Here is a 21,052-nt window from a genome sequence, read left to right as displayed (position 1 = left end):
GCGCCCGGAGTCCTACTGGATGCCCAGGTCTTTCCTGGCCTTGGCCAGGAGGTCCAGCTTCACGAAGTCGGCGGCCTTGGGCGGGTTGGCCAGCTTGCCGATGCCGTACTTGACCATCATGTCGATGGTGGTCTGCACGTGGTCCGCGGTGACGTCGTAGCTGAAGGGCGAGTTCTCGAGGGCCTGCCGGTAGTCTTCATCGGAGAGCTGTCCCTTGAACATCTTCTCGCGAACATAGGCCTGGGCCTTGTCGGGGTTGTCGATGAAGAACTTGGTGGCCGCCACGAAGCACTTGAGGAAGCGCTCCGCCACGTCCTTGTTGGCGTAGAGTTTCTCGGTGATCACCAGGGTGCGCACCGGCTCGCCCAGGGGGGTGTCGTAGGGCTTGATGATCTCCACGCCGAAGCCCTGGCTCAAGGCCTGGGAGGACTGCGGCTCGGACTGGCACATGGCGTCGATGTTCCTGGAAAGCAGGGCCTGGTTGATGTCGGCGTAGGCCATGTAGACCAGGTGCACGTCCTTGTCGCCCTTGTCGGAGAAGCTGAGGCCGTGCTTGTCCAGCTCGGCCAGGAGCACCAGCTCCTGCGCTCCGCCCCGGGCCACGCCCACCTTCTTGCCCTTGAGGTCGGCCACGGAGGACCACTTCATGTCCCCGCGGCCCACGATGCGCGCCCCGCCCTTGGCGAACCCGGCCACCACCAGCACGGGCACGCCCGTGGCCCGGGCTGCCACGGCCCCGTCGGCCGCGCTGGCCGCCGCGTCGATCTCCCCGGCGATGATGGCAGGGATGATGTCGATTCCCTTGGGGAACACGCGCTCCTGGATCTCCAGGCCGTATTGCGGCGCGATCTCCTTCATATAGGCGATGGCCCCGTAGTGGGCGAACTTCAGGTTGCCCAGGCGCACCACGTCGGCGGCCAAGGCGCTGGAGAAGGGGACGCAGAGCAGGACCAGCAGGGCGGCGAGGGTGCGCGGCACGGTGATTCCTCCCGTTTCGGACGGTTTGAACGGACCCGGGCTTAACAAATCTGTCGAAATACAGGGAGACTGAGGATTTCCCTTTCATACACGGCGGGCGCCTGCGCGTCAAACGCGGGGCGCGCCGCACGCCGAGGCGACGGAGCGCCGGGTACGCCGGGAGCGCCTCCGGCGGCGGCTCGGTCCGGGCGAGGCCTGGAACTCCCGGAGCGGCCGTGAGCGGCCGGAGCGGATCAGGCTTCGGGCTCGCGCGGCCCCTGACCCTCGATGCGGTTTCTGCCCCCGGCCTTGGCCTTGTAGAGCAGGCGGTCGATGCGGCGCAGCAGCTCGCGGGGCTCGCAGTCCGGCCCGGGATGGTCCGTGAGCACGCCCAGGCTGGCCGTGACGCCCCCCGGCGCGCCGGGAATTTCCAGGGCCTCGATGCCCCGGCGGATGGCCCGGGCCACTTCGAGCGCCCCCTCGTACGGCGTGGCGGGAAGGATGCAGACGAACTCCTCCCCGCCGTAGCGCGCGGCCAGGTCGCCGCCTCGGGAGGCGCTCGCCCCGAGAAGCGCCCCCACGCGGCGCAGGCACTCGTCGCCCGCCACGTGGCCGTGGGCGTCGTTGAAGCGCTTGAAGTGGTCCAGGTCCAGCAGGATGAGGGAAAGGGGCGCTCCGGTGCGGGCGTGCCGGGAGCACTCCTCCGCCAGGGCCTGGTCGAAGCGGCGGCGGTTGGCGATGCCGGTGAGCCCGTCCGTGACCGAAAGGGCCTCCAGCTTGCGGTGGTATTCCTCCAGGTCCTGCCGCGCCTGGCGGCTCTCCGTGATGTCGGTGAACATGGCGAAGGAGCCCGTGAGCGTGCCCGAGGCGTCGCGAACGGTCCTGGCGGAGACGGACATCCAGCGGGGCTCCTTGTCCCCGCGCAGCAGAAGGGCCTCGCTCGCGCCGTCGGGCGGTCCGCCCGGCGAGGCCTCCGCCCCCGGGGCCAGGAGGTCGGCGTAGCGCAGCCCCGGGAGATCCCCGGGGTGGCAGCCCAGCAACTGGGCCATGCGCCCGTTGGCGAAGACCACCACGCCCTCGCGGTCCATGGAGAGCACGCCCTCGTTGGCCGTGTCCACGATGAGCCGGTACTGCTCCTCCTTCAGGGAAATGGAGCGCTGGGCGTCGCTCAGGGCCTCGTCGGCCTTCTCCTTTGCCAGGAGCAGCATGGCGAAGCCGCTCACCAGGAGCATGCAGTAGGTGGCCAGGGGGACGGCCCGGTACGTGACGGACAGGAACTCGCGAGACGCGGCCAGGGGCGAGGCGGCCAGCCAGAAGGCGTGGGAGGCGAAGAGCAGCGCCATGAGCAGGAAGCAGCCGCCCAGCAGGGCGCGCAGGGCGCGGCGCTCGCCGGTGGCGGCCAGGAGCGGCCAGGCGGGCAGGCCGTAGAGCGCGGCGTGCAGGGCGAACACCACGGTGGAACGATCCCCCGGCCCCAGGAGCGCGCTCAGCGCGCACAAAGCGCAAACGGCCAGGGCCACGGCGCGTCGCACCTCGGGCGAGACCGTGCGCCCGATGAGATGGAGCACGGCCCAGGCCTCGCCCGCGCAGCCCAGCAGAAGCGGCAGGTTGGCCGCCAGCACGACGGCGGGATCGGGCGAGGGGCCGAAATGCCAAAGGCCCAGGGAACCGCTTCCCTGAAGGAACTTGGCCGCGGTCCAGTACGGGATGCGCCGCGCGTGGGGCATCCCGGCCTGAAAGGCCAGCAGGATCGCCCAGACGACAAACGAGCCGAGCGCGAGCAGCAGAAGAACGGTACGCGTATCCATGAGCCACCACAAAAAGGACGATGACCGGCGTCTTCCATAGGGGAGACGCATCGGACTGTCAAAGCATCGGAACGGCCGAACGCTTGCCCTCGGGAAACCTCGCGGATAGTGTCGCGGGGTCGGGCGAGACGCGCCCGTCGCAGCTTGATGACAAACCCCGAAACGGGGTTTGCGGGAGCCGCTTACGGGCGGCAAAGCCGCCCTGCTCCAGGCTGCGCTTCGCAGCATTCGACAGGGGGACCCGATGCGTGATGCGGACCACCGTGCCGACCTTTCCCAGGACGTGCTCTATTCCATCATCGAAACCCAGACCGAGGTCGCCCGCCTGGGGCTGGACCTTGGGGCCATCATGGAGCTGGTGGCCGGACGGGTCCAGAACCTCGCCGGAGCGGCGGGGGCCATCGTGGAGCTGGCCGAGGGCGAGGAGATGGTCTACCGCGCCGCAACGGGCCTGGCCGCCGGGCAGCTGGGCCTGCGCCTGCGGCGCGAATCCAGCCTTTCGGGCCTCTGCGTGGCCGGAGGCAAGGCGCTCGCCTGCGACGACTCCGAGGACGACCCGCGCGTGGACCGCGAGGCCTGCCGCAAGGTGGGCCTGCGCTCCATGGTGGTCGCCCCCCTGGTGCACGGCGAGACGCCCGTGGGCGTGCTCAAGATCGTCTCGCCCGAGCCGCGCGTGTTCCACGCGGAGCACCTGCGCATCCTGGAGCTGATGTCCGGGCTCATCGGCGCGGCCATGTACTTCTCGGCCAAGTACGAGGTGCGGGAGCTCTACCGCCTGGCCACCCGGGACAGCCTCACGGGGCTGGCCAACCGCGCCCTGTTCTACGACCGCCTGCGCCTGTGTCTGGCCCAGGCCGGGCGCAACGAAAAACCCGTGGGCGTGCTCAACTTCGACCTGGACGGCCTCAAGGCCATCAACGACACGCACGGCCACCGCGCCGGGGACGCCGCCATCCGCGAGGCCGGGCAGCGCGCCCGGAGCGCCACCCGCGACGCCGACACCGTGGCGCGGCTGGGCGGGGACGAATTCGGGGTGATCCTGGCCGAGGCGCCAGACCGCCAGAGCGCCCAACAGGCCGCCGCGCGCATCGCCCGGGAGATCCGCAAACCCTTCCTTTTCGAGGATGCCCGCCTGGCCCTGGACGCCAGCATCGGCCTGGCGCTCTTCCCCGAGGACGCCCGCGACCTGGAAAACCTCCTCGAAAAGGCCGACCGCGCCATGTACCGCGAAAAGCGCGGCCGCAAGGCCTCCAACGCACCGAGATGACAGGAGCCACCGCATGATCACCACCACGCTCTTCCCCGGCCGCTACGTGCAGGGGGCCGACGCCCTGGAACGCCTGGGCGACGAACTGGCCCGCCTGGGCGACCGCCACCTCCTGGTGGCCTCCCCGAGTCCCCTGGAGCGCCTGGTCCCCGGCCTGCTGCCCGGCCTCGCCCGGGCCGGGGCCGTGCGCGCCGAACGCTTCGGCGGCGAGTGCACCGACGCCGAGATCGACCGTCTGGCCGCCCTGGCCCGCGATTTCGGCGCGCAGAGCGTCTGCGCCCTGGGCGGGGGCAAAACCCTGGACGCGGCCAAGGCCGCCGCCGCGCGCCTGGGCCTGCGCGCGGCCGCCGTGCCCACCATCGCCTCCACCGACGCGCCGTGCAGCTCGGTCTGCGTGGTCTATTCCGAAGCCGGGGAGTTCCGGCGCGCCGACGTGCTGCCCCGCAACCCGGACCTGGTGCTCGTGGACACGGCCGTGATCGCCCGGGCCCCGGCGCGCTTCCTGGCCTCGGGCATGGGCGACGCCCTGGCCACCTGGTTCGAGGCCGACTCCTGCCGGGCGGGGCGCGGCCGCAACATCCCCGGGGGCACGGGCTCCATGACGGCCCACGCCCTCTCCCGCCTCTGCTACGAGACCGTGCGCGACTGGGGTCCCCAGGCCCTCACGGCCTGCGAGGCCGGGGTGGTCACGCCCGCCCTGGAGCGCGTGGTGGAGGCCAACACCCTGCTGAGCGGCCTGGGCTTCGAGAGTGGCGGCCTGGGCGCGGCCCACTCCATCCACAACGGCCTGACGGCCCTGCCCGCCGCCCGCGCGCGTCACCACGGCGAGAAGGTGGCCTTCGGCGTGCTGGCCTCGCTCTTCCTCACGGACAAGCCAGCGGCCCTCATGGAGGAGGTCTACGCCCTGTGCGCCGCCCTGGGCCTGCCCACCACCTTCGAGGCCCTGGGCCTGCCCGGAGTCACCCGGGAGGAACTGGAGCGCGTGGCCCGCAAGGCCTGCGAGCCCGGGGAATCCATCCACAACGAGCCCGTGGAGATCTCGCCCGGCGCGGTGCTCAACGCCCTGCTCGCCGCCGACGCCCTGGGCCGCGCACGCAAAGCGTAGCCGGATGTGGGCGACGCCATCCGCGACATCCAGCGCCCTGGGCCGCGCGCGCCGGGCGTAGCCCGCCCGGAGATCGCCAAGTTGGCGGGCCTTTCCACGGAAAAGGCCGCGCCCACTTGGCGAGCCCCCCTGGACGTGTTATCTCTTTGAGAATAGCTCTCAACCGTTCGAGAATCCCTCTCCCGGCCGCATCCCCCCAACCGCCACGCCGGGGCGCCCCGGCAGTCCCATACGGAGGCTCACCATGAACGGCGCGACCCAAGCCATCCGAGGCATCTTCTTCGACCTCATCGACGACCCATGGAAGCATTCCGGCCACGAAAGCCGCGCCGCAAGGTTCCTCCCCGACGGCCTGCTGGTGGTCAAGGACGGGATCATCGCGGACTTCGGGCCTTTCGACGAGGTGTCCCCCCGCCATCCCGGCATCGCCGTGACCCACATCCCGGACCGGCTCATCCTGCCCGGGTTCATCGACGGCCACATCCACTTCCCGCAGGTTCGCGTGCTGGGGGCCTACGGCAACCAGCTGCTGGACTGGCTCCAGAAGTGGATTTTCCCCGAGGAGCTGAAGTACGCCGACCGCGAGTACGCCCGCGAGGCCGCCGGGCGCTTCTTCGACGCCCTCCTGGCCGGGGGCACCACCACCTGCCAGGCCTTCACTACCTCGAGCCCCGTCTCCACCGAGGAGTTCTTCGCCGAGGCCGCCCGGCGCAACATGCGCGTGATCGCCGGGCTCACCGGCATCGACCGCTTCGCCCCCGAGGACTTCCTCATCACCCCGGAGGCCTTTTACGCGGAGTCCAAGCGGCTCATCGGGGAATACCACCGCAAGGGGCGCAACCTCTACGCCATCACCCCGCGCTTCGCCGTGGGCTGCACGACCGAGATGATGGAGGCCTGCTCCCGGCTCAAGAAGGAATACCCCGACTGCTGGATCAACACCCACATCTCTGAGAACCCTTCGGAGATACGCACCGCGCGCCAGGAATACCCCGACTGCACCGACTACACCCAGGTGCACGAGAAGCACGGCCTGCTCGGCCCCAAGTTCACGGCCGGGCACGGCGTGTGGCTCTCCGACGACGAGATGCGCCGCTTCTCCCGGGCCGGCGCGGCCGTGAGCTTCTGCCCGCTCTCCAACCTCTTCCTGGGCAGCGGCCTCTTCCGCCTGGGCCGCGCCAAGGACCCCGCCAACCCCGTGCGCCTGAGCCTGGGCACCGACATGGGCGGCGGCAACTCCTTCAGCCTCATCCGGGCGATGGAGGAGGCCTACAAGGTGGGCATGTGCAACAACACCATGCTCGACGGCTCCGTGAACCCCCGCGAACAGGACCTGGCCGAGGCCGAGCGCAACAAGCTCTCGCCCTACCGCGCCTTCTACCTGGGCACACTGGGCGGGGCGCACTCGCTCTACCTGGACGACGTGCTGGGCAACTTCGACAAGGGCAAGGAGGCCGACTTCGTGGTCCTGGACTGGAACGCGGGCCAGCTGGCCATGGCCTGGAGGCAGTCCCTGGCCGTGCCCGGCGGCGCGCCCGCCAACGTGGACGAGGCGGCCCAGCTCCTCTTCGGCATCATGGCCGTGGGCGACGACCGCAACGTGGACGAAACCTGGATCGCCGGGGCGCGCGCCCACAAGCGCACGCCTTCCTAGAGAGTGTAAGGAGCGGTTTCATGGACATGCGCGTCTCCAAGGCCACGGCGGTGGTGGTGCAGCACGTCACGGAACGGGACGTGCCCTGGTTCATGGAATGGCAGCGGGAAGTCTCCGAGGCCTCCGGGGCCTTCCCCGGCTCTGTGGGCACGGAGGTCTACCCGCCTCCGGGAGGCCGCGCGGGCGACTGGGTGGCCGTGGTCACCTTCGAGGACGAGCCCTCCCTGCGCGCCTGGCTGGACTCCCCGGAGCGGGCCCGCCTGGTGGAACGCCTGCGGGCCGCCGTGGGGCGCTTCACCCTCAAACTGGCCCCGGGCGGTTTCGGGGCCTGGTTCGCGGGGTGCGTGGGCGCCCAGGCCCCTCCGGGCTGGAAGACGGCCCTTGTGGTGCTCCTGGGGCTCTACCCCACGGTGATGCTCCTGTCCTTCTTCCCCGGGCGGCTTCTGACGCCCATGGGCTTCGCCCTCTCCATGCTGGTGGGCAACGCGCTCAGCGTGATCCTGTTGCAGTGGTGCGTGATGCCCGCGCTCAACAAGGTGTTCGGGCCGTGGCTCACGGCCGATCCGGTCCGGCAGCGGGCGCTGCACCTGGGCGGCCTGGCGGCGGTGCTGCTTCTGCTGGCCGGACTGGCGACGCTCTTCCGGTGAATAGAAATCCGATGATTCGTGTTGACACCATCCATACGGTCGATAGCATGGGGATGCTCGGCGAACTGCCGGACAACGCAGGAGACGCGCAGGCCCATGAAGACCGACCACCGCATCGCGCTCATCGAGCCCTCGGAACGCATCCGCGAGGCCCTGGCCCGCAGGTTGCGGGAGTCGGGCCACACGCGCGTGGCAGAGGCCGGGTCGCCCGAGGCCTACGCCAGCCAGGCGGGCGGGGGACACGGGGGCGAGCCGGTGGACCTGGCCGTGGTGGACGTTGACCACGGCGGCATTCCCGACCTGTCCGTGCTGGAGGCCCTGCGCCGCCAGGAGGCCTTCCGGGAGGCCCGGTTCCTGGCGCTCGCCGGACGCCAGGGCCTCGCAGCCGTGGACACGGCCCTGCACGGGGTGTCCGCCGTGCTGGCCAAGCCCTTTTGCGCCCAGCTCTTCATCGACACCGTGGACGAGCTGCTGGGCGTGGTCCGCGGCGCGCCGCACACGGCGACGATCGCCTGCGGCCCCGTCATCGACCATGAACTCTTCACCGAGGCCCACCCGGCGCACGAGCCCGGCAGGGCATCCGTCACCGTTCTCGTGGTGGACGATTCCGTCAGCATGCGCCACGTGGTGAAGCAGCACCTGGCGCACATGGGCTTCACCCAGGTCGAATGCGCCGCCAACGTCACCGAGGCTCTGGCCATGCTGCAATCGCGCCCCGTGGGGCTCATCATCTCCGACCTGAGAATGCCCGGGCGCTCCGGCCTGGATTTCCTGGACACGGTGCGGGCCGACCCGAAGCTGGCGCACACCCCCTTCGTGCTGGTTTCCAGCGAAAGCACGCTGGAGAACGTCTTCCAGGCCGGACGCCACAGTGCGTCGGCCTTCCTGCCCAAGCCTTTCACCCCCGCCGCGCTGGAACGCGTCCTGGCCAGCGCCCTGAAGAAGTCCTGACGCGGGCAAGGGTCCGCTCCGCGACAGCCCCCGTCAAGCCCCCGCGCCCACGGGGCCGCCGCCCCGGCCGGAAGCCTGAACGGGCCGCTTTGCGCCTTCGCGCCCGCCCACCGGGCCATCCCGCCCCGCCCTGGCCGAAAGACTGAACGGGCCGTTCTGCGCGTTTGCGCACCAGCCGACCCCGCCCCGGCCGGAAGCGAAGCGTCGGAAACTTCCATGACCGTGCTCCTTGCCGACATGTTTCGCAACCCGTGCGCCATATGATTCCGTGTCTTCAACGGCAAATGCCGGACGCAGTTTTATCTTTTTGCTTGACCGGCGACAAACAAACGATACGATCATGTTGAGCAAACAAAATCACCCGGAGGATTGCATATGCCCGCTGTGAAAGGCCAGAAAATCGAAGCCAAGTACGACGGTGAAAAGCTTTACACGCTGATCAAGGAAGGAAGGAACGAAAAGGAAATCATGCTCGAACTCGGCATTCAGTCCAAGCCGACGCTGAAGAATCACCTTTTCAAGCTCATCCAGGAAAAAAAGGAATACCTCGCCATTGCCGGCGCTTCCACCCGCACCAGAAACACCTCCCCGGTCTTCCGTGGCGGCAGGATCGTGATCACCGCCAACATGCTGGCCGGGATCGACTTCCAGGAGGGCCAGAAGTTCAAGCTCGAAAAGAACGAAGCCGGGCTGACGCTTATCAAGCTGTAGCGCGCGCCCCTTGCCGTCCAGGGGCCGGGGGCGTCGTTCCTCGGCCCTTTCGCATTCCTGGGCCTGATGCCGGGTCCTGGCATCCTCCGGCGCGCCATGGCGCCGTGTCTCGCGTCCTATGCCGCCGCAACGCCCGGGGGTTCCTTGCGGGGAGTCCCCCCGCTGCCCGCGTTCCCGGATACGCCCAGCCGAAGCGGTGGTTGCACGGCCGTCGATCCTGGGGTTAGTCTTCGGGAGGACGCAACCCGCCCTGCGGCCTGGCCGATTTCTCCGGCCTGCGCGCCCCGCTCTCAGCCTCCCGAAGGATGCCGCATGAAGATCCTGCACGTGATCAGCCAGCGGCCCGACAGGCCCTCGGGGAGGCTCTCCTTAACAAGGCTCGTGGCCCCGTCGGAAACGCCCAAAAGCCTGCCTTCCCGCAGGAGCACGTCCTCGTTGCGGACTCCGCTCCCTTTTTCCAGGAGAGTCTCCACCTGGAAGGGGGGCTGTGATTCCACGGCCGGGCCGGAAAGGGATTCCTGGTCACGTGAGAGAAGCATTGTGCTGCTTCCGGAAGAAGATTTTGGGGGTTTATTTATCCCCGGTTCATGGCAAGAACAAATCGTTTGGCCTGGCGGCCGCCAGGCGCCCTGAAATAGGCATCATCCATAAGAAGTCGCCAAAACCGGCTATGTCGCCAGGGGACCCCTGGCCAACGCCTGCCTGGCAGACCGGACGCGAGCAATGGGACGCCTCCGTGCGGCATTCGCCAGGGGCGCGAGCTTCACACTCCCGGGGCCTCGCCGGTGAGGAAAACGGAGCATGGGCAATGGCCGGAAGCGTGACCGGCGTCCACAGGGTGTGGCGGCTGGACAACGCGCTGGTCTGCCTGACCGGGCCGCTCTTCGTGGGCGTCGGCCTTTCTCCGGGATCACCGCGCCGAACTGGAGATGGCGCTGCACGGCCTCTGCCACGAATGCCGACGCGGAGGGCGCATGGAGCGCACCGAGTACCACGGCCATCTTTGCAACATGCGACAGAGCCGCCCGCCCCTGCACGAGGGGCTCACCCGGGAGCGCGGTGTGGGGCTTCTGGAGCGGGGCACGTCCCCCGTGGACTGGAGCCTGCCGTTGCGACGGCCGCCCGTTCGTCGTGGATCTCCGCGCACTCACGCCCCACGCCCGCTCGAACATGACAAAAAACACCCGCCGGTGTATTATCCCGCTTAGATGGCCTCCGGCCATTGGAGCGAGGTGACATCATGGACTCCTTGAACGAGAAGAACTGGCATACATTGGAAGCCCCCCAGGCGGTGGAGCTCCTCGCCTCCGATCCGGACAAAGGTCTGGAGCCCCAGGAAGCCCAGCGCCGCCTCCTGCGGTTCGGCCCCAACGCCATCGCGCCCCGCAAGGGGAAGACACCGCTCAGGCGCTTCCTGCTGCAGTTCCACCAGCCGCTGATCTACATCCTCCTCGGCGCCGGCTTCGTCACGGCCGCGCTGGGCGAGCCGGTGGACTCCCTGGTGATCCTCGGCGTGGTGCTCATCAACGCCGTGGTGGGCTACCTGCAGGAGGCCAAGGCCGCCGGGGCGCTCGAAGCGCTGGCGAAGTCCATGGTCACCGAAGCCACCGTGCTCCGCTCGGGGACCATGCAGCGCCTCCCGGCCGAAGCCCTGACCCCGGGCGACATCGTGCTCCTGCGCTCCGGGGACAAGGTCCCGGCGGACCTCCGCCTGCTCGCCGCCCGGAACCTCCAGGCCGACGAGTCCGCTCTCACGGGCGAATCCCTCCCCGTGGAGAAGGACACGTCCCCCCTGCCCGAGGCCACGGTGCTGGCAGACCGGCGCAACATGGCCTACGCCTCCACCCTGGTCACCTACGGGCAGGCCACGGGCATCGTGGTCTCCACCGGCCTGGACACCGAGATCGGCAGGATCTCGCACCTGGTGGCCCAGGCCGACGATCTGGCCACGCCCCTGACGCGCAAGATCGAAGCCTTCAGCAACTTCCTGCTCTGGGCCATCCTGGCCCTGGCCGCCCTGACCTTCCTGGCGGGCGTGCTCCGTGGCGAACCTGCCGCCGACATGTTCATGGCCGCCGTGGCCCTGGCCGTGGGGGCCATCCCCGAGGGGCTGCCCGCCGCCGTGACCGTGATCCTGGCCATCGGCGTCTCGCGCATGGCCGCACGGGGCGCGATCATCCGCAAGCTGCCCGCCGTGGAGACCCTGGGCGGGGCCACGGTGATCTGCTCGGACAAGACCGGCACCCTGACGCAGAACCAGATGACCGTCACCGCGCTCTACGCCGGGCGGGAGGCCTACGCCGTCAGCGGTTCGGGCTACGACCCGCAGGGACGCATCGAGGGGGGTGACCTCTCCAGCGAGGCGCTGTCCGAGACGCTCCTGGCCGGAGCGCTCTGCAACGACACGCGCATCGACGAGGCCGGGGGCGAGCGCACGGTGGTGGGCGACCCTACCGAGGCCGCGCTCCTGGTCGCGGCCCGCAAGGCCGGGATCGACGCCAGCGAGGCCGCCCTGCGCCTGCCGCGCCTGGACACCCTGGCCTTCGAGTCGCAGCACCAGTACATGGCCACGCTGCACGGCCGGGAGGGGCTGGAGCCGGTGGCCTACGTCAAGGGGGCCGTGGAGCCGGTGCTGGCGCGCTCCGCGACCCGGCTCCTCGCGGACGGCGCTCCCGCCCCCCTCGACGCGGCCGCCGTGCACGCGCAGGCGGAACGGATGGCCTCCCGGGGCCTGCGCGTGCTGGCCATGGCCCGCAAGCGCCTGCCCCCCGGGAGCGCGACCGTGGACCACCGGGACATCTCCTCCGGCCTGGAATTCCTCGGCCTGCAAGGCATGATCGACCCGCCCCGGCCCGAGGCCCTGGCCGCCGTCTCCTCCTTCAGGGCGGCGGGCGTGCGCGTGAAGATGATCACCGGCGACCACGCCCTGACCGCGGCCGCCATCGGCGGCAAGTTGGGCCTGGGCGGCAGGTCCTGCGCGACCCCCGCCTCCTGCGACGTGCTGACCGGGGCGCGCATGGCCGGGATGCCCGACGACGAACTGACCGCCGCCGCCGCGAACACCGACATCTTCGCGCGCGTGGACCCCGACCAGAAGCTTCGGCTCGTCTCGGCCCTGCAGCGCAGGGGCGAGGTGGTGGCCATGACCGGGGACGGCGTCAACGACGCCCCGGCCCTCCGGCAGGCCGACATCGGCGTGGCCATGGGGCGCGGCGGGACGGAAGCCGCCAAGGAAGCCTCGGACATGATCCTCACCGACGACAACTTCGCCACCATCGAGGCCGCCGTGGAGGAAGGCCGGGGCGTCTACGACAACCTGCTCAAGTTCATCGTCTGGACCCTGCCCACCAACCTGGGCGAAGGGCTCGTCATCCTGGTGGCCGTGCTGCTGGGCGCGGCGCTGCCCATCCTTCCCGTGCAGATCCTCTGGATCAACATGACCACCGCCGTGGTCCTGGGGCTCACCCTGGCCTTCGAGCCCAAGGAACCCGGGCTGATGGAGCGCTCGCCCCGCCGCACCGACCACCCCATTCTCGACAGGCAGCTCGTGGCGCGCATTGTGCTCGTGGGCGCGATCCTGCTGCTTGCCTCCTTCGGCTTCTTCCAGTGGGAGCTGGCCTCCTCCGGCAGCGAGGCCCAGGCAAGGACGGTGGCCGTGAACGTGTTCGTGCTGGTGGAGGCGTTCTACCTCTTCAACAGCCGCTCCTTCACCCGCTCGGCCTTCGAGCTCGGCTTCTGGACCAACAGGTGGCTGCTGGGCGGCTTCGTGCTGATGATGGTCCTGCAGGTGCTGTTCACGTATCTCCCGTTCATGAACGCCATGTTCCACTCGGCCCCCGTGGGCGGCCTGAGCTGGATCAAGGCCGCGTTCGCGGGGGTGGCGGGCTATTTCGCGGTGGAGTTCGAGAAGCGGCTCCGGCGCGGCTAGCGTCGCGGCGGCGGGAACGGGGACTGGAGTTTCGACAAGGCTTGCGGGTTCCGGCTTCCCGCGCCGACCGGACGCGGGGTTCGGCTGCCGGGACACGGCGCGGTCAAAGCCGCCACGGGGCGACGCCGCGCCACGCCCGGCGGATGGCGGAGGATTCCATGCTGACGACGTCGCGGTTTCACCTGAGGTTCTGGCCCGTGTGGGTCTCCGTCGGCGCGGTCCTGGGCCTGTGGATCGCCTGCAAATGGTTCCACCAGGACTGGTTCGACGACGGCTTCAAGTACGTGGCCAAGGCCTCCTCCCTGAGCGCCACCACGCTCATGTGCTGGTGCCTGGTGCTCTCGGCGCGCTTCCGGGCCCTGGAGGACCTTTTCGGCGGCCTGGACAAGGTCTACCAGGTGCACAAACGGCTGGGTAAGCTGCTTTGCCTGGTCCTGGCCCCGCACCCCCTCTTCCTCGCCGCCCACAGGCTGCCGGACGTGTCCGCGTACCTGGGCTACTTCGCCCCCGCCGCGACCCTCCAGGACCGCTACGCCCTCGGCAAGGACCTGGGCCTCGCGGCCCTGATCGCGCTGTGCGCCCTGGTGGCCCTCTCCCTGCGGCTCATCATGCGCTACGAGGCGTGGAAGCGCCTGCACGGATGGCTCGGGCCCGTCTTCCTGCTGGTGATGGTCCACGTGCACCTGGTGGACGCGGACGTGGCCCGCTACGCCCCCCTGCGCGTCGCGTTCTGGGGCATGCTCCTGGCGGGCGCCGCCTCCTGGGTGTACATCCGCCTGCTCTACGAGCGCTTCGGCCCCCGCCACGCTTACGCGGTGGAGTCCATCGAGACCGTGGGGGGCGCGCGGGAGATCACGCTGCGGCCCCTGGGCAGACCCCTTGACTTCAAGGCCAGCCAGTTTGTCTACCTGGTGATCCGCACCCCGCCCATCCCCCCCGAGCCCCATCCCTACTCCATCGCGTCCGGCTACTCGCCCGACGGCCGCTTCAAGCTGGGCATCAAGGAGGTGGGCGACCACACGAGATCGCTCGCCCACCTCGCCCCCGGCGACAGGACCGACGTCTACGGGCCGTACGGGCGGTTCAGCGAGCCGTTCTTCAACCGGGGCAGGGATTGCGTGTTCATCGGGGGCGGCATCGGCATCACCCCGTTCATCGGCATGTGGCACGTGGCCCTGCACTCCGAGGAGCGCCTGCGCCCCGACGGCATGGACAGCCAGCTCAAGGCCAGGCATCCGGAGCTCTCCAGCGACTGGACGGCCCCCCGGATCGCCCTGTTCTACGTCTGCCGGACCAGGGAGGAGGCGAGCTTCGACGACGACATTCGCGCCCAGGCGGAGCAAAGCCCTCTGGGCGGGCTGGAGCAGGCCCGCCAGGCGGGATTCGACTACGTGCTCCACGAGAGCCAGACCCACGGGCGCTTCGGTATTCCCCACATGCGGGACGTCCTGGGAGACCGCTTCCCCGGCAGGCTCTTCTTTTTGTGCGGCCCGACCCCCATGATGGAGGCCCTCGCCGCCCGGCTGCTCGACGAGGGCGTATCCCCCCTGGACATCCTCATCGAGGACTTCAACCTGGTGTGACGGAAAGAATTCGCGGGTACCGGCGCGGGGAGGCAAGCAAGCCAAGCCCAGGCGCCTCGCTGTGCAGGCCGGCAGGCGGCCCGGGTCTCGGACCGGCCGCGATTGTTGCGGCCTCAAATTACGTCCCTACGGAATGTCAGGACAACTCGCTAAAACCATGAATTTTCATTTTGAAAAACACCTTCATGTTTTTCAAAATCGCGACACTAGTAGCCCAGCGCCCGTCCCGCTTCCGAGACCACGGAGTTCACGGGCATCTTGCCGATCTCGGCGAAGGTGGTGGCCTGGCGCAGCACGATCTCGTCGGAGGGGGCCACGATGAAAGCCTGGCCCACGCCCACGGGCCGCCTGCCCGCGAAGAACTGCACCATGCCCGCCGGTCCGTTGCCGCGCAACTCCTCCAGCACGTAGCGTCCGGGCGGCAGCGCCAGGGCCTTGCCGGGCCGCCATTCCAGGGTGATGGCCCTGCCCTGCTGGTCGCGCACCGTGAGCTCCGTGACCACCCGGGGCTTCACCCGCAGGAAGAAATGCGCCTGGGGCTCCTTGGGCGTCTCGCGCACCACTTCATAGAGCAGGTCGCCGTTCTCCAGGTGCTTCACGAACTTGGGGATGAAGCTGTTGGGGTCCAGGATGATCTCCTGCCCCGCATCCTGGCCGTCGTTCTTGCCCACGCGGCTCACATAGCCCTTGAGGTTGAGCACCTCGTCCCTGCGGCTGCCCCACACGCCCTCCAGCACCAGCTGGTCGCCCTGCACGGCATCCAGTTCGCCGTCGGCGGGCACCACCCTCAGCTCGCCCCCCAGCCAGCAGACGAAGCGGGGCTTGCCCGCGGCCTCCGCTGCGGGCCACGCGCCCTTCCACTCCAGGGCGGCCCGGGCCAGCACCACGCCGTCGGCGCGCACGTCGATGCCCTGGAAGGGGGCCAGGGGCAGGCGCGGCCCCTTGGCCAGGTTGAAGCCCGGCCGGTCGGAGGCGAAGACGGCCGTCACGGGGCTCATGGCCGCGCCTTCGGGCAGGTTCTCGAAGCGCACGTCCAGGGGCTTGCCCGGGTCCAGGCGGATGGTGCGCGTCTGGGCCGTGAGGGGGCTGCCGTTCACGAGCACGCGCAGCTCCCGGGAGGGGTAGGCCTTGAGGTCTTCGGGGCCCAGGCGCGGCGGCTCCAGCTCGATGCCGAACTGACGCAGGAAAAGCGCGGTGACCTTGAGCTGCTGGGTCACCTTCCAGGAGAGGTCGGGGATGTTCTTGCTCACCTCCACGGCAAGGGCCGGGATGCCCACGCGGGAGAGGGCGTAGTAGGTGAGCGACTTGCGCTGCTCCAGGTAGCGGGAGCGGTCGTTGAAGGTGTCCATGTTGAAGAGCTGGAAGGCCCAGTCCTTGGGCGTGACGCCCTCGTTGACCTTGGCCAGCACCTGGCGCACGGCCCGCTCCAGCTGGGGGGCGCGCCTGGGGTCGGCGGAGTCCACGATCACGGACTGGCCGTAGCGCTGGGGCCCGCGCAGGTCGGAGCGTCGCACGGTGTCGTAGAAGCCGGAGCCCTCGTGCAGGTGGATGAGGGCCTGGCTCTGGGAGACCAGGAAGCGGATCACGCGGGCCAGGCGGTCTTCGTAGAATTCGTTGTAATCCTGGTCGAAGCGGCGGTTCAGGTCCACGTTGATGGCGCGCTTGCGCTCGTGGATGGAGGGCGGATTGGCCCGGGGCACCACGATCACGGTGCCCTTGGCCACCTTGGCGCGGCTGAGCAGCTGGGCCGTGAGGAACCCTGCCGCCTCGTCGCCCTGGATGCCGCCCTGGACCATCACGGTGGGTCCGGGCTTCTCTCCGCGCAGGAAGTGCACCTCCAGGGCGTACTGGGTGCCCGGGAAGAACGTGACGGACTCCGCCAGCGCCCCCGAACAAGGGGCGAACACGGCGAGCGCCAGCAGCAGGAGCCCCGGCAGGAGCTTACTGGGCCTGGGCAAGGGGGAACGTCTCGCTGAAGATGGTCTTGCCCGAGGCGTTGCCGAGAACGAGCCTGAAGCCGTAGAGGGCCGAAGGCTCCACGCCCTGGGGCAGGGGGGCCTGGGCCGACACCTGCTTGAAGCGCTGGATGGAGAAGGCGAGGTCGTCCTTGCCGGTCTGCACGGGGGTCAGGGTCCCTTCGCGGGACACGGCGAAGAGCTGGCCGCTTCCTGCCAGGGACTGGGGCATCAGGTTGGCCAGGTCGAAGGAGTACTGGATGCTCTTGGCGTCCAGGCGCACGCGGAAGTTCTCCACGCCCACCTGGTTCAGGTCCACCTTGCCCACCACGGCGGCCAGGTCGAACCCTCCGGGGCGTTCGGCCGGGGGAGCCTGGGGCGGTGCGGCGTTCTGGGCGGGGGGCTGGGCCTTGGAATCCTTGGCGTCTTTGGCGTCCTTGCCGGACTTGGCCTGGGGCGCGGGCTGGGGCTGGGCCTTGACGGAGGGGTCAACGCCCATGCCGGCCAGGAGCTGGGCCAGTTCCTGGGCGTCGGAGGTCTGGATGAGCTTTTCGATGTTCTGCAGGCGCTCCAGGCGGATGAGCGTCTCGGAGAGGCGTTTCTCCAGGTCGCGGCGTTCGGTCTGGCCGTCCTGGGCGCGCCGCCAGAACTGGTAGGAGGCGAAGACGCCCCCCGCGGCGGTGATGAGCATCAGCACCAGCAGGTAGGTGGCCGCGCGAATCCAGCCCGGGCGCAGACGCAGCCTGCGGGCGCTCTCCTGGTCGCGGAACCAGATGAGGTTGAGCTTCCCCTTGTCGGACACTTTAGAGCTTGCTCCAGTCTTCGTCCATGATGAGCCAGCCGTCTCCGGAGGGCCCCAGCACGAGCTTCTTGCGGCCCTTGTCGGCCACGCCGTCCCTGCTGGCGTATTCCTGGACGAATTCCACGAGAACGCCGTCCTGGGCCAGGGAGAACTTCATGTCGCGCGCGGCCACCTTCTTGGGGGCCTTGGCCCCGGTCCAGAGCTGCTGCTTGTGATCGCGGATGGCGGCCCTGCCCTTGCGGTCGCCCTGGGTGGCGTTGTCGGCGTAGAACTGCACGTAGTCGGCAACCTTGCCCTTTTCCCACGCCTGCCGCCAGGCCTCCACCACCTTGAGCACCTCGGGGCGCACGCGCTCCACGTATTTGGTCTCCAGACCCAGGGTGGTTTCGTCGTAGTCCATGCCCACGATGACCATGCGGCCCTCGGCGTTGCGCTGCCAGTAGAGGCGCTTGATGCCCTCGCTGGAGAGGGTGGGCGAGCGGTAGAGCTGGCCGAAGTAGGTGACCCAGTAGTCCGGCCCCTGCACGGCGCGCACATCGTCGATGAGCACGTGGATCCAGGGCAGTTTGGCGAAGAGCTGGCGCTTGTGGCCCCGGAAGTTCTCGAAGGGCTCGCCCGTGGAAACCGAGAACTTTTGGGCGTCGTGGAAGGCGAAGAAGGCCTCGGATTTGCGCGACCAGGCCTTGGCCCACTCCAGGGTGGCGGCCACCACTTCCTGGCCCTCCTTGGAGACGACGGGGTCGTCCTTGGACCAGTGCACCTCGTTGGCGATCACCACGGGGAGCACGCGCTTGGTGAGCTGCGGGTCCAGCTCCTTGATGTCGGGGTTGTTCAGGGCCACGCAGCCCCGGCTCTCGTTGGGCGTGATGGGCTTGCCCCGGCCGTGGATCCAGATGCCCGAGCCCTTGCGGCCGTTGATCACGTCGATGGGGTTGGGATAGTTGAGCGTGAAGGCCAGGTCGCCGTAGAGGCTGAAATCGAGCCCGCCGTTGATGCGCTGCTTGATGAAGTAGACGCCCTCGGGGGTTTTGAGGTCGCCCTCCTTCCACTTGGTGCCGGGCTCCTGCCCGGTGGTGCAGGGCAGCTGCTTCACGGGCGAGAGGGGGCTTTTCTGCTCGAAGATCCAGAAGGTCTGGGAAGACTTGTCCACGGCCAGGAAGCGTTGGGGTCCGTAGGCGTCGGCCTTGAGGTTCACGGCCCAGCCTTCGCCCGCCCTGGCTTGTCCGGCCAGGAGCAGGGACAGGGTCGCCAGGGCGGCCAGAAGGAAAGAGGTCCGCGCGCGGCGGCGGGCCTTGGCGGATGAGGCGTCGTGGGGTGCGGCCACGGTCAAGCTCCTCCTTGAGTCGACGGTGGTCAGGAAGGCGTCGCGGCGGACGCCGTTCCAGGTTCCGGCCGATGCGGCCGGAACGGTCATCACCTCGCCTTGGCCGCTACAAGGTCGGCCCGGGTGAAGATGGGGGAGAGTTCGTAGCCAGCCTGGGCCAAATTCTCCCGGCCGCCTTCCTGGCGGTCCAGCACGGCGAGCACGGCAACGATCTCCAGGCCCGCGTCGCGCACGCGCTCGCAGGCCTTGAGGAGCGTGCCGCCAGTGGTCACCACGTCTTCGAGCATGGCCACCTTGTCGCCGGGGCGGAAGTTGCCCAGGCCCTCCAGGAACTGGTTGGTGCCGTAGCCCTTGGACTGCTTGCGCACGATGAAGCCCGGCAGCGGCCGCTTCTCCAGCCAGGAGACCACGGTGACGGAGCTCACCAGGGGGTCCGCCCCCAGGGTCATGCCGCCCACGCCCTGCACGTCACGCCCCGCGAGCATGTCCAGGAAGAGTCGTCCGATGAGGTAGGAGCCCTCGGGCGAGAGCGCCGTGGGCTTGCAGTCGAAGTAGTAGTCGCTCTTGCGGCCCGATGAGAGGGTGAAATCGCCCTCGCGGTAGGACTTTTCCAGCAGCAGTTGGGCGAGCCTGTTTTTCACGCCTTGAAAACCCTCTGATAGATTGCGTCTTCGTATTGCAGGAAGCGCGCGGGATTGAAGATTTCGTCGAGCTTATCGGCCCCCAGCGCGTCCGCGATGGCCGTATCACGCCGCACTTCGTCCGGAAAGAGCTTTTTTTCCGTCCAGCAGCGCATGGCCACGGCCTGCACGAGCTCGTAGGCCTTCTGGCGGTCCATGCCCTTTTCGTCGATGAGCGACAGAAGCACCGCCTGGGAGAAGAATAGCCCGAAGGAGCCCCAGAGGTTGCGCTCCATGTTCTCGCCGATCACGCGCAGCCCCGAGAGCAGGTTGGCCAGGCGGTGGAGCATGTAGTCGGCCAGGATGGTGGAGTCGGGCATGATCACGCGCTCCACCGAGGAGTGGGAGATGTCGCGCTCGTGCCAGAGGGCCATGTTCTCCATGGCCGCCACGGCGTTGGAGCGCAGAAGCCGGGAGAGCCCGGCCAGGTTCTCGGCCGAGATGGGGTTCTTCTTGTGAGGCATGGCCGAGGAGCCCTTCTGGCCCTTGCCGAAGCCCTCCTCCACCTCCAGCACCTCGGTGCGCTGCAGGTGGCGAAGCTCCACGCAGAGGCGCTCGATGCCCCCGCCCAGCAGGGCCAGGGCCGTGAAGAACTCGGCGTGGCGGTCGCGCTGCACGATCTGGGTGGAGATGGGGTCGGGCGTGAGGCCCAGGATGGCGCAGGTCTTCTCCTCGAGCTCGGGCGAGAGGTAGGCGTAGGTGCCCACGGCCCCGCTGATCTTGCCCACGGCGGCCTGGGCCACGGCGCGCTCCAGGCGGTCGCGGTGTCGCGCGAACTCGGCGTGGAACCCCGCGAGCTTGAGCCCGAAGCTGGTGGGCTCGGCGTGGATGCCGTGGGTGCGGCCCATGCAGAGCCGGCCCTTGTTGGCCAGGGCCATGTCCTTGAGCACGCCCAGCAGGCGGTCCACGCCCGCGAGCACCATCTGCCCCGAGCGCTTGAGGAGCACGCCGTTGGCGGTGTCCACGATGTCGGAGCTGGTGCAGCCCAGGTGGATGAACCGGGCCGAGGGGCCCACGAACTCCTCCACGCAGGTGAGGAAGGCGATGACGTCGTGGCGGGTGCGCTCCTCGATCTCCAGGATGCGCTCCACGTTCAGGTCCGCCTTTTCGCGGATGACCAGCATGTCCGCCTCGGGGATGCGCCCGAGCTGATGCCAGGCCTCGCAGACGGCCAGTTCCACTTCCAGCCAGACCCGGAAACGGTTTTCCAGGCTCCAGAGCTTGCCCATTTCCGGGCGCGTGTAGCGGTCGATCATGTGCTTGTTTGCCGATTGGCCGCGTGGGGCCATGAAACGAGCAAGGCAGCCGAGGCTGCCTTGCGGGGTTCGATCAGTTGGAGGCGGCCCCGGAGGCGCTGGTGCTCGCGCTCGCGGTTGCCGCTTCGGCCTTGGGCGCCGGCGACGGGGAGGAGCTTTGCGACCCCCCCGAGGAACCGGCCGGTTTGGAATAAAGGTCGGAATACCAGCCGCCGCCCTTGAGGACGAAGGCCGTGTTGGAAATGAGCCGCTCGGATTTGCCTCCGCAGACGGGGCAGGGGACAGGGCGCTCGGCGAAGTCCTTCTGCCACTCCTCGAACGTCTGCTGGCATTCCTGGCAGCGGTATTCGTAGATGGGCATGGCGTACTCCTTCACGATCCCGTGAAATAGACAACAGGTTCGTAACTAAGACGCGTGAGCGTC

Annotated in this window: 17 protein-coding genes; 8 read left to right on the top strand and 9 right to left on the bottom strand. The window is 69.0% G+C overall.

Features of this window, described 5'->3' with window-relative positions; genetic code table 11:
• Positions 1-12: 12 nt before the first annotated feature.
• Both NNJEOMEG_RS16295 and NNJEOMEG_RS16290 read right to left on the bottom strand, forming a co-directional pair.
• Positions 13-978, bottom strand: a complete 966-nt coding sequence (locus NNJEOMEG_RS16295; protein ID WP_217270591.1) for an ABC transporter substrate-binding protein — start codon at positions 976-978, stop codon at positions 13-15.
• Positions 979-1,211: 233 nt separating this feature from the next.
• A complete protein-coding gene (locus NNJEOMEG_RS16290; protein ID WP_173086356.1) occupies positions 1,212-2,765 on the bottom strand; it encodes a sensor domain-containing diguanylate cyclase in 1,554 nt (517 codons plus the stop codon).
• A gap of 244 nt (positions 2,766-3,009) precedes the next feature.
• Between NNJEOMEG_RS16290 and NNJEOMEG_RS16285 the strand changes: the two genes are divergently transcribed.
• The 6 genes from NNJEOMEG_RS16285 to NNJEOMEG_RS16260 all read left to right on the top strand — a co-directional run bounded on the left by NNJEOMEG_RS16285 (position 3,010) and on the right by NNJEOMEG_RS16260 (position 9,100).
• Entirely contained in the window at positions 3,010-4,032 is a 1,023-nt protein-coding gene (locus NNJEOMEG_RS16285) for a sensor domain-containing diguanylate cyclase (RefSeq protein WP_173086354.1), read from the top strand.
• A gap of 13 nt (positions 4,033-4,045) precedes the next feature.
• Positions 4,046-5,137, top strand: coding sequence for a glycerol dehydrogenase (locus NNJEOMEG_RS16280; protein ID WP_173086352.1), 1,092 nt, complete (start codon positions 4,046-4,048; stop codon positions 5,135-5,137).
• Between the two features lie 244 nt (positions 5,138-5,381).
• Positions 5,382-6,791 carry a guanine deaminase gene (guaD, locus tag NNJEOMEG_RS16275; RefSeq protein WP_173086350.1) on the top strand — a complete coding sequence of 470 codons (1,410 nt, stop codon included), beginning with the start codon at positions 5,382-5,384 and terminating at the stop codon, positions 6,789-6,791.
• A 20-nt stretch (positions 6,792-6,811) separates the two neighbouring features.
• Positions 6,812-7,438 carry a putative antibiotic biosynthesis monooxygenase gene (locus NNJEOMEG_RS16270; protein ID WP_173086348.1) on the top strand — a complete coding sequence of 209 codons (627 nt, stop codon included), beginning with the start codon at positions 6,812-6,814 and terminating at the stop codon, positions 7,436-7,438.
• Positions 7,439-7,534: 96 nt separating this feature from the next.
• Positions 7,535-8,389, top strand: a complete 855-nt coding sequence (locus tag NNJEOMEG_RS21040; protein WP_173086346.1) for a response regulator — start codon at positions 7,535-7,537, stop codon at positions 8,387-8,389.
• 375 nt (positions 8,390-8,764) lie between these two features.
• On the top strand, positions 8,765-9,100 hold the full coding sequence (locus NNJEOMEG_RS16260) for a hypothetical protein (RefSeq protein ID WP_173086344.1): 336 nt from the start codon (positions 8,765-8,767) through the stop codon (positions 9,098-9,100).
• Between the two features lie 290 nt (positions 9,101-9,390).
• Here the strand turns inward: NNJEOMEG_RS16260 and NNJEOMEG_RS16255 are convergent, their stop codons facing one another.
• Complete coding sequence (locus NNJEOMEG_RS16255; protein ID WP_173086342.1) at positions 9,391-9,639, bottom strand: hypothetical protein; 249 nt, start codon at positions 9,637-9,639, stop codon at positions 9,391-9,393.
• 701 nt (positions 9,640-10,340) lie between these two features.
• On the opposite strand from NNJEOMEG_RS16255, the gene NNJEOMEG_RS16250 reads away from it, so the two are divergent.
• Entirely contained in the window at positions 10,341-13,028 is a 2,688-nt protein-coding gene (locus NNJEOMEG_RS16250; RefSeq protein WP_173086340.1) for a cation-transporting P-type ATPase, read from the top strand.
• 158 nt (positions 13,029-13,186) lie between these two features.
• Positions 13,187-14,611, top strand: a complete 1,425-nt coding sequence (locus NNJEOMEG_RS16245) for a ferredoxin reductase family protein (protein WP_173086338.1) — start codon at positions 13,187-13,189, stop codon at positions 14,609-14,611.
• Positions 14,612-14,817: 206 nt separating this feature from the next.
• Here NNJEOMEG_RS16245 and NNJEOMEG_RS16240 read toward each other — a convergent pair whose 3' ends face one another.
• The 6 genes from NNJEOMEG_RS16240 to NNJEOMEG_RS16215 all read right to left on the bottom strand — a co-directional run bounded on the left by NNJEOMEG_RS16240 (position 14,818) and on the right by NNJEOMEG_RS16215 (position 20,989).
• Positions 14,818-16,569 (bottom strand): M99 family carboxypeptidase catalytic domain-containing protein, encoded by a 1,752-nt coding sequence (locus tag NNJEOMEG_RS16240; RefSeq protein WP_173086336.1) that lies wholly within the window; start codon positions 16,567-16,569, stop codon positions 14,818-14,820.
• Positions 16,553-17,368, bottom strand: coding sequence for a hypothetical protein (locus NNJEOMEG_RS16235; RefSeq protein WP_173086334.1), 816 nt, complete (start codon positions 17,366-17,368; stop codon positions 16,553-16,555). The genes NNJEOMEG_RS16240 and NNJEOMEG_RS16235 overlap by 17 nt, the downstream gene beginning before the upstream one ends.
• 1 nt (position 17,369) lies before the next feature.
• Complete coding sequence (locus NNJEOMEG_RS16230; protein WP_173086332.1) at positions 17,370-18,692, bottom strand: L,D-transpeptidase family protein; 1,323 nt, start codon at positions 18,690-18,692, stop codon at positions 17,370-17,372.
• Between the two features lie 89 nt (positions 18,693-18,781).
• On the bottom strand, positions 18,782-19,333 hold the full coding sequence (gene pyrE / locus NNJEOMEG_RS16225) for an orotate phosphoribosyltransferase (RefSeq protein WP_173086330.1): 552 nt from the start codon (positions 19,331-19,333) through the stop codon (positions 18,782-18,784).
• Positions 19,330-20,628 carry an adenylosuccinate lyase gene (gene purB, locus NNJEOMEG_RS16220; RefSeq protein ID WP_173086328.1) on the bottom strand — a complete coding sequence of 433 codons (1,299 nt, stop codon included), beginning with the start codon at positions 20,626-20,628 and terminating at the stop codon, positions 19,330-19,332. The genes pyrE and purB overlap by 4 nt, the downstream gene beginning before the upstream one ends.
• Before the next feature lie 73 nt (positions 20,629-20,701).
• Positions 20,702-20,989: an FmdB family zinc ribbon protein gene (locus NNJEOMEG_RS16215; protein ID WP_173086325.1), complete on the bottom strand. Its 288-nt coding sequence runs from the start codon at positions 20,987-20,989 to the stop codon at positions 20,702-20,704.
• Positions 20,990-21,052 lie beyond the last annotated feature (63 nt).

This window comes from Fundidesulfovibrio magnetotacticus (assembly GCF_013019105.1).
GTDB classification, from domain to species: domain Bacteria; phylum Desulfobacterota; class Desulfovibrionia; order Desulfovibrionales; family Desulfovibrionaceae; genus Fundidesulfovibrio; species Fundidesulfovibrio magnetotacticus.
Note: the sequence above shows the minus strand (reverse complement) of the source record. Positions and strands in the feature narration are given on the sequence as shown.

Excerpts from the sequence above, each read along its gene's own strand:
- NNJEOMEG_RS16250 (WP_173086340.1), top strand. The coding sequence starts at position 10,341 with ATGGACTCCTTGAACGAGAAGAACTGGCATACATTGGAAGCCCCCCAG.
- NNJEOMEG_RS21040 (WP_173086346.1), top strand. The coding sequence starts at position 7,535 with ATGAAGACCGACCACCGCATCGCGCTCATCGAGCCCTCGGAACGCATC.
- NNJEOMEG_RS16280 (WP_173086352.1), top strand. The coding sequence starts at position 4,046 with ATGATCACCACCACGCTCTTCCCCGGCCGCTACGTGCAGGGGGCCGAC.
- NNJEOMEG_RS16260 (WP_173086344.1), top strand. The coding sequence starts at position 8,765 with ATGCCCGCTGTGAAAGGCCAGAAAATCGAAGCCAAGTACGACGGTGAA.
- NNJEOMEG_RS16215 (WP_173086325.1), bottom strand. The coding sequence starts at position 20,989 with ATGCCCATCTACGAATACCGCTGCCAGGAATGCCAGCAGACGTTCGAG.
- NNJEOMEG_RS16270 (WP_173086348.1), top strand. The coding sequence starts at position 6,812 with ATGGACATGCGCGTCTCCAAGGCCACGGCGGTGGTGGTGCAGCACGTC.
- NNJEOMEG_RS16290 (WP_173086356.1), bottom strand. The coding sequence starts at position 2,765 with ATGGATACGCGTACCGTTCTTCTGCTGCTCGCGCTCGGCTCGTTTGTC.
- NNJEOMEG_RS16255 (WP_173086342.1), bottom strand. The coding sequence starts at position 9,639 with ATGCTTCTCTCACGTGACCAGGAATCCCTTTCCGGCCCGGCCGTGGAA.
- NNJEOMEG_RS16245 (WP_173086338.1), top strand. The coding sequence starts at position 13,187 with ATGCTGACGACGTCGCGGTTTCACCTGAGGTTCTGGCCCGTGTGGGTC.
- NNJEOMEG_RS16285 (WP_173086354.1), top strand. The coding sequence starts at position 3,010 with ATGCGTGATGCGGACCACCGTGCCGACCTTTCCCAGGACGTGCTCTAT.
- purB (WP_173086328.1), bottom strand. The coding sequence starts at position 20,628 with ATGATCGACCGCTACACGCGCCCGGAAATGGGCAAGCTCTGGAGCCTG.
- guaD (WP_173086350.1), top strand. The coding sequence starts at position 5,382 with ATGAACGGCGCGACCCAAGCCATCCGAGGCATCTTCTTCGACCTCATC.